General features: G+C 72.2%; 16 protein-coding genes. 8 read left to right on the top strand and 8 right to left on the bottom strand.

Going from position 1 to position 15,548, the window contains the following annotated elements; genetic code table 11:
- The first annotated feature begins 70 nt into the window (after window positions 1-70).
- Complete coding sequence (locus AAH979_RS10665) at window positions 71-511, top strand: DUF4395 domain-containing protein (protein ID WP_346257914.1); 441 nt, start codon at window positions 71-73, stop codon at window positions 509-511.
- 217 nt (window positions 512-728) lie between these two features.
- Here the strand turns inward: AAH979_RS10665 and AAH979_RS10660 are convergent, their stop codons facing one another.
- Genes AAH979_RS10660 through AAH979_RS10650 form a run of 3 tightly spaced genes read right to left on the bottom strand, consistent with a single transcriptional unit; the run spans window position 729 to window position 4,928 of the window.
- Window positions 729-1,397 (bottom strand): response regulator transcription factor, encoded by a 669-nt coding sequence (locus AAH979_RS10660; RefSeq protein WP_130460771.1) that lies wholly within the window; start codon window positions 1,395-1,397, stop codon window positions 729-731.
- A 7-nt stretch (window positions 1,398-1,404) separates the two neighbouring features.
- Window positions 1,405-3,099, bottom strand: coding sequence for a GAF domain-containing sensor histidine kinase (locus tag AAH979_RS10655; RefSeq protein WP_346257913.1), 1,695 nt, complete (start codon window positions 3,097-3,099; stop codon window positions 1,405-1,407).
- A 14-nt stretch (window positions 3,100-3,113) separates the two neighbouring features.
- Window positions 3,114-4,928: an AMP-dependent synthetase/ligase gene (locus AAH979_RS10650; RefSeq protein ID WP_346257912.1), complete on the bottom strand. Its 1,815-nt coding sequence runs from the start codon at window positions 4,926-4,928 to the stop codon at window positions 3,114-3,116.
- 163 nt (window positions 4,929-5,091) lie between these two features.
- On the opposite strand from AAH979_RS10650, the gene AAH979_RS10645 reads away from it, so the two are divergent.
- From AAH979_RS10645 to AAH979_RS10630, 4 genes are all read left to right on the top strand, one after another.
- Entirely contained in the window at window positions 5,092-5,547 is a 456-nt protein-coding gene (locus AAH979_RS10645) for an SRPBCC family protein (protein WP_346257911.1), read from the top strand.
- A 93-nt stretch (window positions 5,548-5,640) separates the two neighbouring features.
- Window positions 5,641-6,588, top strand: coding sequence for a hypothetical protein (locus AAH979_RS10640; protein ID WP_346257910.1), 948 nt, complete (start codon window positions 5,641-5,643; stop codon window positions 6,586-6,588).
- 104 nt (window positions 6,589-6,692) lie between these two features.
- On the top strand, window positions 6,693-7,640 hold the full coding sequence (locus AAH979_RS10635; protein ID WP_346257909.1) for an ROK family glucokinase: 948 nt from the start codon (window positions 6,693-6,695) through the stop codon (window positions 7,638-7,640).
- Window positions 7,641-7,686: 46 nt separating this feature from the next.
- Window positions 7,687-8,412: an endonuclease/exonuclease/phosphatase family protein gene (locus tag AAH979_RS10630; RefSeq protein WP_346257908.1), complete on the top strand. Its 726-nt coding sequence runs from the start codon at window positions 7,687-7,689 to the stop codon at window positions 8,410-8,412.
- An 11-nt stretch (window positions 8,413-8,423) separates the two neighbouring features.
- On the opposite strand, the gene AAH979_RS10625 is transcribed toward AAH979_RS10630, so the two are convergent.
- Entirely contained in the window at window positions 8,424-8,621 is a 198-nt protein-coding gene (locus tag AAH979_RS10625) for a hypothetical protein (protein ID WP_346257907.1), read from the bottom strand.
- Window positions 8,622-8,803: 182 nt separating this feature from the next.
- On the opposite strand from AAH979_RS10625, the gene AAH979_RS10620 reads away from it, so the two are divergent.
- Window positions 8,804-9,850: a hypothetical protein gene (locus tag AAH979_RS10620; protein ID WP_346257906.1), complete on the top strand. Its 1,047-nt coding sequence runs from the start codon at window positions 8,804-8,806 to the stop codon at window positions 9,848-9,850.
- Window positions 9,851-9,948: 98 nt separating this feature from the next.
- Here AAH979_RS10620 and AAH979_RS10615 read toward each other — a convergent pair whose 3' ends face one another.
- Entirely contained in the window at window positions 9,949-10,140 is a 192-nt protein-coding gene (locus AAH979_RS10615) for a DUF397 domain-containing protein (RefSeq protein WP_346257905.1), read from the bottom strand.
- Complete coding sequence (locus AAH979_RS10610) at window positions 10,131-10,565, bottom strand: DUF5753 domain-containing protein (protein WP_346257904.1); 435 nt, start codon at window positions 10,563-10,565, stop codon at window positions 10,131-10,133. Before AAH979_RS10610 ends, AAH979_RS10615 begins: the two co-directional genes overlap by 10 nt.
- A 116-nt stretch (window positions 10,566-10,681) precedes the next feature.
- Here AAH979_RS10610 and AAH979_RS10605 point away from each other — a divergent pair, with 116 nt between their 5' ends.
- Together AAH979_RS10605 and AAH979_RS10600 are read left to right on the top strand one after the other, a co-directional pair.
- Entirely contained in the window at window positions 10,682-12,082 is a 1,401-nt protein-coding gene (locus tag AAH979_RS10605) for an NAD(P)-binding domain-containing protein (RefSeq protein WP_346257903.1), read from the top strand.
- Window positions 12,079-12,885, top strand: a complete 807-nt coding sequence (locus AAH979_RS10600; RefSeq protein ID WP_346257902.1) for an alpha/beta fold hydrolase — start codon at window positions 12,079-12,081, stop codon at window positions 12,883-12,885. The genes AAH979_RS10605 and AAH979_RS10600 overlap by 4 nt, the downstream gene beginning before the upstream one ends.
- Window positions 12,886-12,958: 73 nt before the next feature.
- Here the strand turns inward: AAH979_RS10600 and AAH979_RS10595 are convergent, their stop codons facing one another.
- Both AAH979_RS10595 and AAH979_RS10590 read right to left on the bottom strand, forming a co-directional pair.
- On the bottom strand, window positions 12,959-14,374 hold the full coding sequence (locus AAH979_RS10595; protein WP_346257901.1) for a trehalose-6-phosphate synthase: 1,416 nt from the start codon (window positions 14,372-14,374) through the stop codon (window positions 12,959-12,961).
- 163 nt (window positions 14,375-14,537) lie between these two features.
- Window positions 14,538-15,395, bottom strand: coding sequence for a DUF308 domain-containing protein (locus AAH979_RS10590; protein WP_346257900.1), 858 nt, complete (start codon window positions 15,393-15,395; stop codon window positions 14,538-14,540).
- Window positions 15,396-15,548: the final 153 nt, after the last annotated feature.

Raw genomic sequence — 15,548 nt, 5'->3', positions numbered from 1 at the left:
AACCCCGCGTCCACGTCCGACGAGCGCCCTGACCGACGACCAGGCGCCGTCCCTGCCCACCGAGGTGAACATGTTGCTCGACCCCCGCGGACCGCGCTTCGCCGCGGTCGTCACCACGCTCGTCCTGGTCGTCGTCCTGCTCACCGGCTCCGGTTGGCTGGCCCTGGCCCAGGCGGTGGTGTTCGCGATCGCCGCCGTCGACCCGCGCCGCAGCCCGTACGGCCTGCTGTTCCGGGCCGTCGTGGCGCCCCGGTTGGCCCGCCCCGCCGAGCTGGAACCCGTGGCGCCGGTACGCTTCGCCCAACTCCTCGGGCTGGGGTTCATGCTGGTGGCCGCCGCCGGCTACCTCTCCGGCACCACCTGGCTCGGGTTGGTCGTGTCGTGCCTGGCCCTGGCCGCCGCCTTCCTCAACGGGGCGTTCGGGCTCTGCCTGGGCTGCGAGACCTACCTGGCGTTCCGCCGGATGACCGGCCGGGCGATCCCGGCCCGGGTACCCAACCCGTCGAACTGACCGACCCCTGGTCCAGGGGATCCCGCCGTTGCCCGTGGTGCGGTGTGGTGTGGCCGGTGTGGCGGGGGATGCCAGCAGGAACCTTCTGCGGCGGATGCGGGCCATGGGCCTGCTGTGGCACGGATTCGCCGGGCGCCTGGCGGCGGGCGGGTCGCCGGCTACCGGACACCGGCGACCACGGCGCTGGCATCCGGCCCGGCGACTCACCGGCCGACGGTCAGAACTTCGGGGCGTCCGGTGCTTCGAGCAGGCCCAGCCGGAGCGCGGTCATCAGCGCCTGGGCCCGGTTGGCCGCGCCGAGCTTCTCGTAGAGCTTGGAGATGTGCGTCTTGGCCGTCGACTCGCTGACGAAGAGCTGCTTGGCGATGCCGGCGACGCTCATCCCGTCGGCCAGCAGGCGCAGCACCTGGCCCTCCCTGGGCGAGAGCTGCGGGCCGGACGGGGCGAGCCGGCGCTTCATCGCCTCGGCCAGGTCGGCGGCGGTGAACGCACTCGGTGAGGAGGCCGCGTGCCGGGCGGCGGCGACGACCTCGTCGGCGGGGGCGGTCTTGGGTACGAAGGCGCTCGCGCCGGCTTCGAGGGCGCCGAAGAGCTGGTCGTCGCCCGCGTACATGGTGAGCACCACGATCCCCATGGTGGCGCTGGACTTGCGCAGCGCCCGGGTCGCCTCCAGTCCGCTGCCGTCGGGAAGGCGGAGATCCATGATCACTACATCGGGTTGCAGGGCGCCGGCCTGGCGGACCCCCTCGGCGGCGGTGGCGGCCTCGCCGACGACCTCGAACTGCCGGTCCCGCTCGAACGCGTGCCGCAGGCCCTTACGGATCAGGTCATGATCGTCGACGAGCAGGACCTTGGTCCGAGTGGTCGGCGTGGGGCTGGTGGTCATGCTCGGGTTACTCCCCTTCTGATGCGGTGACGCTATCGCGCACGTTATCGCGCCGGGGCGAGGTTCCGAGCACCACTGCCACCGTCGTGCCGCTGGGGTGTCGCGGACTGATCTCTAGCCGGCCCCGGATACGTTCCGCCCTCTCCGCCATGATCGCAAGACCATACCTGCCATCGGGCCGCTGGTCAGCGATGCCCTGACCATCATCCGACACTTCAATTTGGGCGAATGGGGGGTCCACGGCACAGGTGACCCAAAGATTCGACGCTCCGGCGTGCTTGCGGGCATTGGTGATCGCCTCCTGCGCGATGCGCAGCAACTCCGCCTCGGTGGCCGCCGGCAACCGTGCGGTGGACTCGTCGAGCGTGTAATGCACCCGCAGACCGGCGGAGGCGCCGACGGTGCGGGCGTACTCGGCGATGGCGGCGGCGAGCCCGCCGTGCCGGTCGACCTCGCTGCGCAGCTCGAACAGGCTCAGCCGCAACTCGGTGATCACCCGGGTCACCTCGCCGCGCAGCGTACGCAGTTCCTCGCCGGTCTCCTTGGCCTCCTCGGGGAGGCTGGCCAGGGCGTTGTCGATGCCGTAGCCGACCATCACCAGTTCCTGGGCCACCCCGTCGTGGATCTCCCGGGCCAGTCGCTGCCGTTCCTCGTTGGTGGCCAGCGACCGTACCTCGTCGAAGAGCAGCGCCGCCTCCAGCCGGAGCGCCGCCGGGCGGGTCAGCGCGGTCACCTGGGCCACCACCGGCGGCGGATAGGCGCCCGCGACGTCGGCCTCCAGGGTGACCAGGCCGACCGTCCGTACCCCGGCGACCAGCGGTACGACCAGCGCCGACACCTCGCCGCCGGAGTGCGAGCGGGCCTGTGACCGGTGTGCCGTCTGGGGTTGCTGACTGGCCCAGGCGTCGGCGATCGCCGAGTCGGCGTCCAGCGTCGTCTCCCAGTCGACCCGGTCCACCCCGGCCTGGGCGAGTACGACCAGCCGGCCGCCGCCACTGGCCGAGAGCACCGCCGCCCGGTCCGCCCGGGTGACCCCGCGCAACTCCTCGATGAGGTGCTCGGAGATGCTGCCCGGATCAAGGGTGGCTCCGGGTAGCTGTCGAGCGACGCTGCGCAACTGCGTCAGCAGCCGGGTCGCCTCGGTGTACGGCTGCGGCCGGGGCTCGCCGCGGGCCTGGATGATCCGTTGCAGCGAACCCGCCGCGAAGAGCCCGAGCGCGGCCAGGATCACCCACTGGGCCGCCACGGTCAGGTAGCCGACCTGGCTGATCTGCGGCCCGCCGTCGCCGGCGGTGAAGACGCCGCTGACCACCAGCGTCAGCGCGGCGACCACGATCAGCCAGATGCCCTCCCGGATCCGCCGTTGCAGGGCCGCCACGGTGAGTGGTACGGCGAGGTAGGGCAGGATCGCCGACGCGCCGACCCCGGGCATCGGGGTACCGATGTTCGCCGCCGCGGCGACCTGGCCGGCGGCCAGCCCCACCAGGACGACCTCGGCGAACCGGCCCAGCGGGGCCAGCACCCGGTGCCGGGGGGCGACCACCGCCGGGATGCCGGCGACGGCGAGCAGGGCGACCCAGCGGAGTTGGCCCGGCTCCCGGGTGGCGATCAGCGTGAGGACCGCGACGAGCGCGAGCATGACGACCCGCGCCGCCGCCGCGAGCGGGTGCGGACGGGGAAGACCGGAGGTCGAGGCGGGCACCTGACGGATGGTAGTCAGTTGCCGTATATCTCGGCGATTTCCGCCGAGTATGTCTGCTCCACGACGCTCCGCTTGACCTTCATCGACGGGGTCAACTCGCCGGTCGCCTCCGTGAAGTCCCGGGGTAGGATCCGGAACTCCCGGATCGATTCGGCCCGGGAGACCGCCCGGTTCGCCTCGTCCACGGCGGTCTGGATCTCGACGCGCAGTTCCGGGTCGTCCCGGAGCTGCGCCACTCCAGTGCCGTCCGGGCGGCCGTGCTCACGCAGCCAGCCCGGCAGCGCCTCCTCGTCGACGGTGACCAGCGCGGCGACGAAGGGCCGCCGGTCGCCGACCACCATGCACTGGCTGACCAGCCGGTGCGCCCGGATCTGATCCTCCAGCACGGCCGGGGCGACGTTCTTGCCGTTCGCCGTGACGATGATCTCCTTCTTCCGCCCGGTGATGCAGAGGTAACCGTCGTTGTCGAGTTCGCCCAGGTCGCCGCTGTGGAACCAGCCGTCCGGGGTGAGTACCTCGGCGGTTGCCTCGGGGTTGTTCCAGTAGCCCTGGAAGACCACGTCACCGGAGATCAGGATCTCGTTGTCGTCGGCGATCCGGATGGTCACCCCGGGCAGCGGACGGCCGACGGTGCCGATCCGGGTGGCGCCGGGCAGGTTCACCGCCACCGCCGGGGAGGTCTCGGTCAGGCCGTACCCCTCGTAGACCAGCACCCCGACGCCCCGGAAGAAGTGCCCGAGCCGGGCGCCGAGCGGGGCGCCGCCGGAGATCGCGTTCTGGCAGCGCCCGCCGAGCGCGGCCCGGAGCTTGCGGTAGACCAGCCGGTCGAAGACCCGGTGCCGCAGCCGCAGGCCCAGGCCCGGTCCGGACGGGGTGTCCAGGGCCTGGCTGTACGCGATAGCCACCTGTTCGGCGCTGGCGAAGATCTTGCCCTTGCCCTCGTCGGTCGCCTTCTGCACCGCGCCGGTGTAGACCTTCTCGAAGACCCGCGGCACCGAGAGCACGAAGCTGGGCTTGAACTCCTTCAGCTCGTCGACCAGGTTCTTCACGTCGGCGCTGTGCGCCACGGTCGCCCGGGCCCGGACCGTGCCGATCTGGATCAGCCGGGCGAACGAGTGGGCCAGCGGCAGGAAGAGCAGTGTCGAGGCGCCCTCGTTGAAGAGGTTCGGCAGGACCGGGATGGCGTTGCAGATGTCGGAGAGCAGATTCCGGTGGGTCAGTACGCAGCCCTTGGGGCGTCCGGTGGTGCCACTGGTGTAGATGATGGTGGCGAGGTCGGCCGCGTTGACCGCCTGACGCCGCACGTCCACCTCGGCCGGGTCGATCCGCGCGCCGAGCGCCACCAGTTCGTCGATGCCGCCGACCTCGATCTGCCAGACCTGCTCCAGCTTCGGCAGTCGGTCCCGGACCCCGGCCAGCGCCATCGCGTGTCCGTTGGTCTCCAGCACGCAGGCCACCGCCCCGGAGTCGGAGAGGATCCAGGCGATCTGCTCCGGGCTGGAGGTCTCGTAGATCGGCACGGTCACCGCGCCGGCCGCCCAGATCGCGTAGTCGATCAGGGTCCACTCGTACCGGGTGCGGCTCATCAGGCCGACCCGGTCACCCGGGTTGATCCCGGCGGCGATCAGTCCCCGGGCCAGCGTGACCACCTCGTCGCGGAACTGTCGGCAGGTCACGTCGGTCCAGCCGTCCTGCCGGCCGGCGGCGTCGACGGCCCGCCGGACGAACTGCACGCTGTCGGGGGTCTCCTCGGCGTTGTCCCAGACCGGGTCGGTGAGGTTGGCCGCGTCCCCGACCGTGACCGCTGGGGGAACCGAGAACTCGCGCACGTGCACTCCCTCGTGCTCGTATCGACCCGGCCAGCTCGGCCGGTCGGACTACCCGCAACCTACCTTCGACCGAACGGGACCGCCCGGCCAGGTGGGTCGAGTGGGCATGAATGGGTCGAGGTGCTCAGCCGGAGTCACCCCGCTGCGAGGTAGCCTGCCGGGCATGGCGGATTCCTCCACCCAGTCCATCGTCATCGCCGCACCGCCGTCTGAGGTGACAGCGGTGATCTGCGACTTCCCGCGCTATCCGGAGTGGGCCGACGCGGTCAAGCGGGTCGAGGTGGTCGAGGAGTACGAGGACGGCTACCCGGCCCGGGTCCGGTTCGTGCTGGACGCCTCGGTGATGACCGACGAGTACACCCTGGCGTACGAGTACGCCGAGGACATCTCGCGGATCGAGTGGCACCTGGTGGAGCCCTCGCGGATGCAGAAGGTCCAGAACGGGTCGTACGACATCGAGGACAACGGGGACGGCACCTCGACGGTGAGCTACACCCTGGAGGTCGAGCTGTCGGTCGGCATGCTGGGGATGTTCCGGCGCAAGGCCGAGAAGATGATCATGGACGCCGCGCTGACGCAGCTCAAGCGGCGGGTGGAAACTCTTGACGGAACGCGGTGACGGTCCGGGCGGGACGGCCGTCCGGAGTGCGGTGACCGCACCGGGCGGGATGCCGGGCTCACCCGGAGCGAGGCGGGCGCAGAGGAGCCGATCATGGGAGACAGTGGTTCGTACGGAGGAGCGCCCGATCCGGGTTCCGCCCGGGAGGAGGCCGAGCGGCTGGTCGCCGCCGCGCTCGCGATGGCCCGGTCGGCCGCGTCGGAGGCCCGGGACCGGGCGGGTGCCTTCGGCCCGCTCGGCCAGGTGATCTCCGAGGTACTGGACCAGACCGGAGTGGTGCCCCGACCGAGCCGGCCGGGAGCGGCCACCCCGGGTACGCCGCCTACCGACGACACCGCGCCGCGTACCCAGGACGGGCCGCCGCCCGCCGACCACCCGGGGCCGCCGGTCGGCGAGGGGCCGGCGCAGCCGGACGGAGCCGGGGCCGGAGCGTCGTTCGGGGCCGGTTTCGCCACTGGTGATCCCGAATGCTGTGTCTGCCCGGTCTGCCGGTCGGTCGCCGCACTCCGCGATCCGAGTCCGGAACTCGCCGAGCGGCTGGCCACCGGGGCCGGTGACTTCGCGGCCGGCGTGGCCAGTCTGCTGCGCGCCCTCTCCTCGGTCACCGACCCCGCCGGGCGCCGCACCGGTGCGGCCCGTACCGCCGGCCCGGCGACCGGCGACGGCGTGACCGGGGACAACTGGGCAGCCGCCACCCGGACGGCTCCCACCAGCCCCTCCGACCCGCGCGGGACCCGGTCGGCCGACGTACCGGGCCCGTGGCGCGACACCGTGTGGCGCGAAGCGACCAGTACCAGGCATGATTCGTGGCCGGCGGGCGAGCAGGACGACGTCTGGGCGGCCGCCACCCGTGCCGAGGCCGGAACCCGGGAGACCGGGACGACCACCGGTCCGGACCGGGCGACCCCGGCCGGGGCGGAACAGGCCCGGCCCGCCGCGTCACCGGCCACCGGACGACCACCGGTACCCGCGTCGCGGACCCCGGAGGGACCGGTCGCCACCGGTTCCGGCGAGCACGCCGCGCCCGGCGAGGACGGCTGACCGCCGGGACGGGTCCGCCGGTCGCCGGGTGGGAACGGCACGGTACGGCGGCAGTGGCGGGACAGTGACCGCGAGGGTGCGGTGTGGCAGAGGGGAGCGGCTCGGTGACGCTGACCATCGGAGTCGACGTCGGGGGTACCAAGGTGGCCGCCGGGGTCGTCGACGTCGACGGTGAGGTGCGGGCGCGGATACGCCGGGACACTCCCGCCGAGGACGTGGCCGGGACCCGCGACGTGATCGTCGAGGTCGTCAAGGAGTTGGCGGCCGAGCACGAGGTGGACGCCGTCGGGATCGGCGCCGCCGGCTGGATCGACGCCGACCGGTCGACGGTGCTGTTCGCCCCGAACATCGCCTGGCGGGACGAACCGCTGCGCGACTTTGTCGGCAACGCCGTCGGGCTGCCGGTGATCGTGGAGAACGACGCCAACGTCGCCGCCTGGGCCGAGTTCCGGTACGGTGCGGCCCGGGACGCCGACGACTCGATGGTGCTGTTCACCATCGGTACCGGCGTGGGCGGCGGCATCGTGCTCGGGGGAGAGCTGCTGCGCGGCGCGCACGGCATCGCCGCCGAACTCGGGCACATGCTCTCGGTACCGGACGGGCACGTCTGCGGCTGCGGCCGGCTCGGCTGCATCGAGCAGTACGCCAGCGGCAACGCCCTGGTCAGGTTCGCCCGGGCCGGTGCCCGGCAGGAGCCGGCCCGGGCCACCATCCTGCTCGACCTGGCCGGCGGCGACGTCGACGCGATCAGCGGCCCGATGGTGACCGCCGCCGCCCGCTCCGGCGACCCGGTCTCCGGCACCGCCTTCGCGCAGATCGGGCACTGGCTCGGCATCGGGCTGGCCGACATGGCGCAGATCCTCGATCCTCAGGTGCTGGTGGTCGGGGGCGGTGTGGTGGAGGCCGGTGACCTGCTGATGGGCCCGACCCGACGGTCCTTCATGGAAGCTCTCGCCGCGCGTGCCAAGATTCCGGTGGCCGAGATCCGCCCCGCCGAGCTGGGCAACTCGGCCGGCATGGTCGGCGCCGCCGACCTGGCCCGGCGCCGCTAGCCGGGCCGGCACGCGGCCCGGGCAACAGCAGAGCAAGGGGTACGGCGTGGGTCAGCAGCAGTCCTCCGGCGCGGAGGCATCACCGGTGCGCCTTCGGGTGCTCTCCTACAACGTGCACGGCCAGCGCGACGACGTCGACGCGCTGGCCGAGGCGGTTCGGGCGATGGAGCCGGACGTGGTGATCGTGCAGGAGGCGCCACGCCGGTTCCGCTGGCGGCACAAGTGCGCGGCCCTGGCCGACCGGCTCGGTCTGGTGGTCGCGGGCGGCGGCCTGCCGGCCCTGGGCAACCTGCTGCTGACCAGCCTCCGGGTCCGGGTCTACCAGAGTTGGTGCCGGCAGTTTCCGCTGACGCCGGGCCGGCACATGCGCGGCGGGGTCTTCGCCGAGTGCGGGATCGGCGCCTCCCGGTTCACCCTGGCCGGCTCGCACCTCTCCACCGACCCGGCCGAGCGTCCCGGGCAGGCGATGCTCTTCAAGCAGGAACTGGCCGCGACGCGGCTGCCGGTGGTGGTCGGGGCGGACCTGAACGAGAACTCGGGCGGCGGCGCCTGGCGTACCGTGGCCGACGGGCTGACCGACGCGGCCGTGGTGGCCGGCGGCGAGTCCCGGTTCACCTACCCCTGCCGACAACCGCGCGACCGGATCGACGCGCTCTTCGTCGACCCCCGGATCAGCGTGCTCGGCTACGACGTGGTGGACACCGAGCAGACCCGGCGGGCCAGCGACCACTTCCCGATCCGCGCCGACCTGCTGCTGCCGGCCGCCGGCTGAATCCTGCCCCGTTAGTGGCCGGCGTCGTGGGGGCGTACGTTTCGCGCCCGGATGGCGGCCTCCAGCCGTAGGCCGGTACCGACGAGCACGAGGAGCACGGCCAGCACGAACGGACGGTCGGTGCTGGTACCGAGGGTGAGGAGGGCGACGAGCAGTCCGACCACGATGGCGGCGGTCCCGATGTTCCGCAACGTGATGGTGGGCAACACGGCGCCGAGTGTCCCAGGGCACGTCCTCGTCCACCATCCGGCGGCATCGTTTCCACCGTGATGCCCGAGGGTCACCTGGAACTGTCGCGGGGCCGGGCCGACATGTCCGGGCAGCTCGGATGCGGTACTGATGGCTCGACTCGACCACCCTGTGGCCTTGGCCGCCGCAACCAAGCTCCAGGTTGCCCCAGTCCGCCGCTGGCTGGGCACTGAGTATCCAAGCCCATGCTCGGGCGGCTCTGGCATGGTTCGGTGTTGCCATGTCGGTAAGCGAGACCGAGGTGAGCCATCCCGCCGGTGCAGACGTGAACCCAGGCCGGCAGGCACTTGAATTGATCATGGCCGCGCTGGCTGGAGCGGCCCTGGCGGCCGGGGGTACCGCGTTCTGGCGACGGCAGAGCGCACTGGCCAGGGCCTGTGAACCGGATCCGGGCCAGATCTTTTCCTGTCTGGGCACTTGGCCGTTCCAGTTGCTGGTGGGTCTGCCTGTGCTGCTCGGCCTGGCCGCACTGGCGCTGCGCGTTGCCGGTCTCCGCCGCGCCCTGCTGGTCGTCCCGGTCGGGGCCGTTCTGACGCTGCTCCTGTTGCAGGTCTACGAGGCTCGCGTGGCCGGTACTCCCGCGCCGCCGCTCTGGCTCGGAGCACTGCTCGGAGTCGCCGGGTTCGCGCTGGCTGTGCCGCTGGTCGGGGTCGGCTCGCACTGGGCGGTACGCGTCGTCGTGGCGCTCGGGCTGATCGCCCCGCTTCCGCTGTTGCCCGGTTGGGATGCCGCTGCCGGCCGGGAGCAACGACGGAAAGAACTCGCCAGGGTACAGGTGCCGCTGTGGATACCGGAGGTTCCGGGCTATCCACTGCAGTCGGCCTATCCTGTCCAGGACTCGACCGCGTTCGCCGCGCGGCTTTCACCTCATGAGGATCCGTTGCGGGATCGACGGGAGATCAGATCGGTAGTGCTGCCGGCGCCGCCGGACTTTGCTCCGCCGGACGCCTGCGGTCCGTACCACTGGCAGGTCACCTCGGACCTGGACTCCGGCGGTGCCCCATGCGAGCGCCTCGGCGACAACCACTGGCGCAGGGTGGACCTGGACAACGTCGAGCACATTCTCCACCGGGACGCGGTTCTGATCGTGATCTCGGCCGACGCCCGCTCCGTGCCCGAGGTGGACCTGACAAACGCGGTCGCCCATCTCCGTCTTGCCACAGCCGACGAACTGGCCACCGCTGGGTAGCGGACCTGGTTGCGGGCCGGCCAGGGGGCGACGGCGATCACCGGTACTGATACCCGCGACAGCGGGAGATCAGCCCATCTGCTGCCCGCGACCCCGGCTCACCGCCGGGCGGCGACCTCGGTGACGAAGGCTCGCCAGGCGGCGGGGTCGAAGGTCAGGGCCGGGCCGGTCGGGTCCTTGCTGTCCCGGACCCCGACGATGCCCGGCAGGTTGTCCGCGACCTCGACGCAGTCGCCGGTGTTGCCACTGCTCCGGCTGCTCTTGCGCCACTGCGCGCCGGTCAGAGCCATGTCTCCGCCACCTTCACGATCAGGTCGGTCGACTGCCGCTGCGGAAGTGCCTGACCCCGGACGGCTTCCCAGACGAGCTGGAGCGCGGCCACCTCTTCGGCGCTCTCGACCACGTCGCCGTGCAACTGGTTGTCGAGATAGCCGGTGAGCCGGTTGTCGGCATCGACGGCCACCACGAACGGCCCGTTCAACCCAGGGTACGCGCCGACGGTCAGCGGGACGACGTGCACCCAGACGTTCGGCTCCTCGGTCGCCTTGGCCAGTGCCTGGAGCTGGTCCCGCATCATCGCCGGCCCGCCGACGGGGCGGTGCAGCACCCCCTCGTCCAGCACGGCGAACAACTGCGGGGGGTTGTCCCGGGTCAAGATCTCCTGCCGCTTGAGCCGGTCGGCCAGGTGGCGTTCGACCTCCTCCTGCCGGAGCATGCCGGCGTCGCCGAGGATCGCGCACAACGGCGCGCGTTGGGCTGGACAAGGGCGGCGGCAGCCGAGAGGATTCCCCCGCACGTCGGCACTCGTGCCGGACAAAAGGAGATTCTTCGGTGTCCACCTTCAGCGACCAGGAGAGCAACGACCCGGGCGCGACCCTCTGGCGGGACGGACGCCCGGTCTACGACCGGGACGGCACCGTCTGCGTGATCGGCGCCGGGGCCAGCGGCCTCACCGCGATAAAAAACCTGAAGGAGTACGGCTTCGGCGTCGACTGCTACGAACGGGAGACCGGGGTCGGCGGGGCCTGGAACTGGCGGCACGACCGCAGCCCGGTCTACGCCAGCACCCACCTCATCTCGTCCCGTCCCCTGACCGAATATCCCGACTTCCCGATGCCGGACAGCTGGCCGGACTATCCGCACCACAGCCAGCTACTGTCCTATCTGGAGCACTACGCCGACCACTTCGACCTGCGGCCGCACATCTGGTTCGGCACCGAGGTCGTCCGGGTCGAGCCGGCCGACGGGGACCGGTGGGACGTCACCACCCGCAGTACCGGCGGCTACGGCGCCGAGCGCACCTCCCGGTACGCCGCCGTGGTGGTGGCCAACGGGCACAACTGGGCACCGAAGATGCCGGCGTACGAAGGGCTGGACGAGTTCCGGGGCAAGGTGATCCACGCGTCGGCGTACAAGGACGCCACCCAGGTACGTGGCAAGCGGGTACTGGTGGTCGGGGCCGGCAACACCGGCTGCGACATCGCGGTCGAGGCCGGCCAGCAGGCGGCCAAGTGCTGGCACTCCACCCGGCGCGGCTACTGGTACGCCCCGAAGTACGCCTTCGGCCGCCCGGCCGACCAGGTCAACGATTCGCTCGCCCCGTACCGGCTGCCGTTGCGGCTGCGCCAGTGGCTCTTCCACCGGGTGCTGAAGCTGACCGTGGGCGACCTGACCCGGTTCGGGCTGCCCCGCCCCGACCACCGGGTCTTCGAGACCCATCCGATCGTCAACAGCCACCTCGTCTACCAGCTCGGGCACGGCTCGATCACGCCGGTGCCGGACGTCGGCCGGTTCCGCCGCAACAGCGTGACCCTGGTCGACGGGCAGGAGATCGAGCCGGACCTGGTGGTCTTCGCCACCGGCTACCTGCCGCGCTTCGAGTTCCTGGCGCCCGAGCTGCTCGGCACCGACGCGTCGGGTCGACCCTCCCTGTATCTCAATGCCTTCCCCCGGCGGCATCCGACGCTCGCCGTGGCCGGCCTGCTCCAGCCGGATTCCGGCCTGCTGCCGCTGGTGCACTGGCAGGCCGTGGTGATCGCCCGCTGGCTCCGGCTGCGCGAGACGGCACCGGAACGGGCCCGTTCCTTCGCCGCCCGGGTCGACGCCGAGGCCGGCAACCGGTGGCACTCCGCCAAGGTGAAGGAGAGCACCCGGCACTGGTTCGAGATCGGGCACATCGACTATCTGCGCGTGTTGCAGCGCACCCTGGACGAGCTGGAGGTGGCGGCGTGAATACCCGGGTCGTACGGGTGCGGGACTGGACCCGTCCGGTGCCGGCGGTGTTCCGGGAGGTACGCGCCGCCACGCCGGAGGCGCCGGAGGGCAAGCCACCCCTGCTGTTCGTACCCGGGTTCGGGCACGGGGCGTGGGCGTTTGCCGAGCACTGGCTCGAACACGCCGCGTCGCGGGCCTTCCCGGCGCACGCGGTCAGCCTGCGCGGGCACGGCGGCAGCGGTCCGGCGCCGAAGGCGACGCTGCGGGCGTACGCGCACGACGTGGTCCAGGTGGCCACCGGCCTGGACCGGCAGGCGGTGCTGGTCGGGCACGGTGCCGGCGCGCTCGTGGTGGCACACGCGCTGGCCCGCTATCCGGCCCGGGCCGGCGTGCTGGTCGCGCCGGTCTTCGGCGGCTGGGGCACGCTGGGCACCGCGCTGCGCCGCAACCCCGCCGGTACCCTGCCGGCGGTCTTCGGTGGCCGGCTGCGGCTGCACCACCGGCAGTTGTTCAGCCGGGAGCTGCCGGACGCGGCGGCCCGGGAATACACCGCGCGACTCGGCCGGGCCTCGGCCCGGGCGCAGTGGCAGTTGCTCCGGCAGCGGCCGGTCGAGCCGGCGGTGGGCAGGCCGCCGATGCTGGTGGTCGGCAGCCCGGACGACCGGGTGGTGCCGCCGGCGGCGCTGACCCGGACGGCCGGCCGGTACGGCGTCGCCCCGCTGCTCTTTCCGGGCATGGGGCACGACATGATGCTGGACGCCCGGTGGCGGGAGCCGATCGACGCGATCCTCGACTGGCTCGACAAGGACCCCGCCGGCTGACACGTCCCACGCATGATCCGGGAGCGTTGTGCTCGCCATGGCGGGCCGAACACTCCCGGATCATCATCGCCGGTCAGGTGGGGGTGAGCCGTTGGACGAGGTGGCCGGTCTGGTCGAGCGCGGTCAGGTAGGACCGGGCCCAGGCCCGGATGTCGTTGACCCGCAACTGTCCGCGCATCGCGGTCATCCTGGCGGTCAGGTCCGCCGGGATGGCCTGGAGCGCGTGCATCAGGGTCAGCTTGAGACCCTCCAGGTCGTGCGGGTTGACCAGGAACGCCTCCGGGAACTCCGCGGCGGCACCGGCGAACTCGCTGAGCAGCAGCGCACCGCCGTTGTCGACCCGGGCCGCGACATATTCCTTGGCGACCAGGTTCATCCCGTCCCGCAGCGGGGTCACCGCCATGATGTCGGCGGCCCGGTAGAGCGCGGCGAGTTCCGCCCGGTCGAACGGCTGGGTGAGGTAGTGGATCGCCGGCTCACCGACCCGGCCGAACTCGCCGTTGATCCGGCCAACCTCGCGCTCGACCCGGTCCCGGAGGACCTGGTACTGCTCGACCCGCTCCCGGCTCGGCACCGCGACCTGCACCATCACCGTGTCCCGCACCTTGACGTGCCCGGTGGCGAGCAGTTCGCTGTAGGCCTTCAACCGCTGCTCGATGCCCTTGGTGTAGTCCATCCGGTCGACGCTGAGCAGCATCTGCTGGGGATCACCGAGGTCCCGCCGGATCCGGGCGGCCCGGGCGACCACGTCCGGGCGGCCGGCCAGCGCCTCCATCTCGGCCATGTCGATGGAGACCGGGAACGCGCCGATCCGCACCACCCGGTCGTCCACGGCGATCCGCCGGTCGGTGGCGGCCAGCCCGAGCACCTTCGTGGCGAGCTGGGCGAAGTTGTGCGCCGCCTGCGGGCGCTGGAAGCCGACCAGGTCGGCGCCGAGCATCCCGAGCAGCAGTTCGGCCCGGCGGGGGAGCTGCATGAACAGCTCCGGCGGCGGGAACGGCACGTGCATGAAGAAGCCGATCCGCAGGTCGGGGCGGATGGCCCGGAGCAGGCCGGGTACGAGTTGCAGGTGGTAGTCCTGCACCCAGACCACGGCGCCCGGCTCGGCGGCCTCCGCGGCGGCCTCGGCGAACCGCTGGTTGACCCGCTGGTACGCCTCCCACCAGCGGCGGTGGTAGACGGGCTGCTCCACCGCGTCGTGGTAGAGCGGCCAGAGCGTCGAGTTCGCGAAGCCCTCGTAGTGGTCCCGTACGTCGTCGCCGGCGAGCGGCACCGTGTGCATGCGTACGCCGTCGATGTCGGCGAGCAGGGGGGCGGGACCGGTGCCGCCGGCCCAGCCCACCCAGGTCGCCGGGGTGTGTTGGAGCAGGGGGTGCAGTGCGCTGACCAGCCCACCGGGGCTGCGGCGCCATTCACAGGCGCCGTCCGGCGCCACGCTGTCGTCGACGGGCAGCCGGTTGGCCACCACCACGAGGGAACTCTGTCGCAATCGGGCACCTCGTTCCGGGCGAGGCGACCACCGCGAATAGGAGCGATCGGGGTAGTCGTGAGGGGAAGGTAACTTACAGCAGTATTCCTACTGACGCGAAATTACGCGAGTGTTACGCCTTGCCTCCACGGGGTGATGAATCTCGCGATCTGGACGGCAGGGCTCAGACCACCGCTCCGTCGTCGGGGTCGTCGTCCTCCTCGTTGCCGGGCCGGAGCCGCCAGATCAGCGTCACGAAACCGGTGAGGATGCCGGCGAAGCCGAGCATGGTGACCAGGCCCCGGTCGATCGGGAGCAGGTGCGGGAAGAGGAAGAGCGCGAAGCCGGCGACGATGGCCAGCACCCCGACCACGGCGTACTTCGAGAGCCGGGGCAGCGGCGGCGGTGGCGGCGGGACGTAGCGTTCCTCCGGGTCGTCCGGCAGGTCCGCGCCGAAGGTGTCCAGCCCGTCCAGCAGCGACGGGTCGTCGGCCCGGCCGCCGACCGAGATCCCGGAGATGTCGGTGGCGGACGGCAGCCGGCGTACGGCCGGATCGGCCGGCCCCGGCAGGTCGGCTCCCGGGCGGGTGGTCGTCGTCCCGGCGGCCCGGTCGGTCGGCTCGCCGACCGCGAGGTCCTCGGCGGCCGGCCAGGACCGGCCCTCCGCCGCGACCTCGGTGTGGTACCCGGCGACGATCCGGGCCCACTCCGCCTCCACGTCCGGGTCCGGGTCGGGGTCGGGTCGGGGTGCCGGGGGCTGGCCCGGTGGGTCCTCGTCGGCGAGCTGGGTCAGGTAGTCCCGGGCGGTGGCCAGGAAGCTGCGGTCGACATACAGCCGGTCCACCGGGCGGGGCGGCACGGTGGTGGTCCGGGTCACCGGATTGAGGTCGGCCGAGGGTTGCAGGTAGGCGGCGATACCGCCCGCCGCCAGCACGTCGAGCAGGTGCTCGCCCAGCCGCGGGTCCACGTCGCCGGCGACGGCGTATTCCGTCGCCTCCAGCCCGTTGTCCCGCCGTCCCCGGCGGGCGCCACCCGCTGACACCCCGACACCCTCCCTACCGGCCCGTGGCGCGCCCGGCCGTGTTGCCGACCGTCGCTGCGCCGCATGTGCCGTGCAATGAATCGTGACACGGCGGGCACGGGTTGCGGGAGTGCGTTGTGGCGCGGCGTACCCGCTTCGTAGGCTTCTTGCCGA

It is taken from the genome of Plantactinospora sp. ZYX-F-223, from assembly GCF_039649625.1.
GTDB lineage: Bacteria > Actinomycetota > Actinomycetes > Mycobacteriales > Micromonosporaceae > Plantactinospora.
Note: the sequence above shows the minus strand (reverse complement) of the source record. Positions and strands in the feature narration are given on the sequence as shown.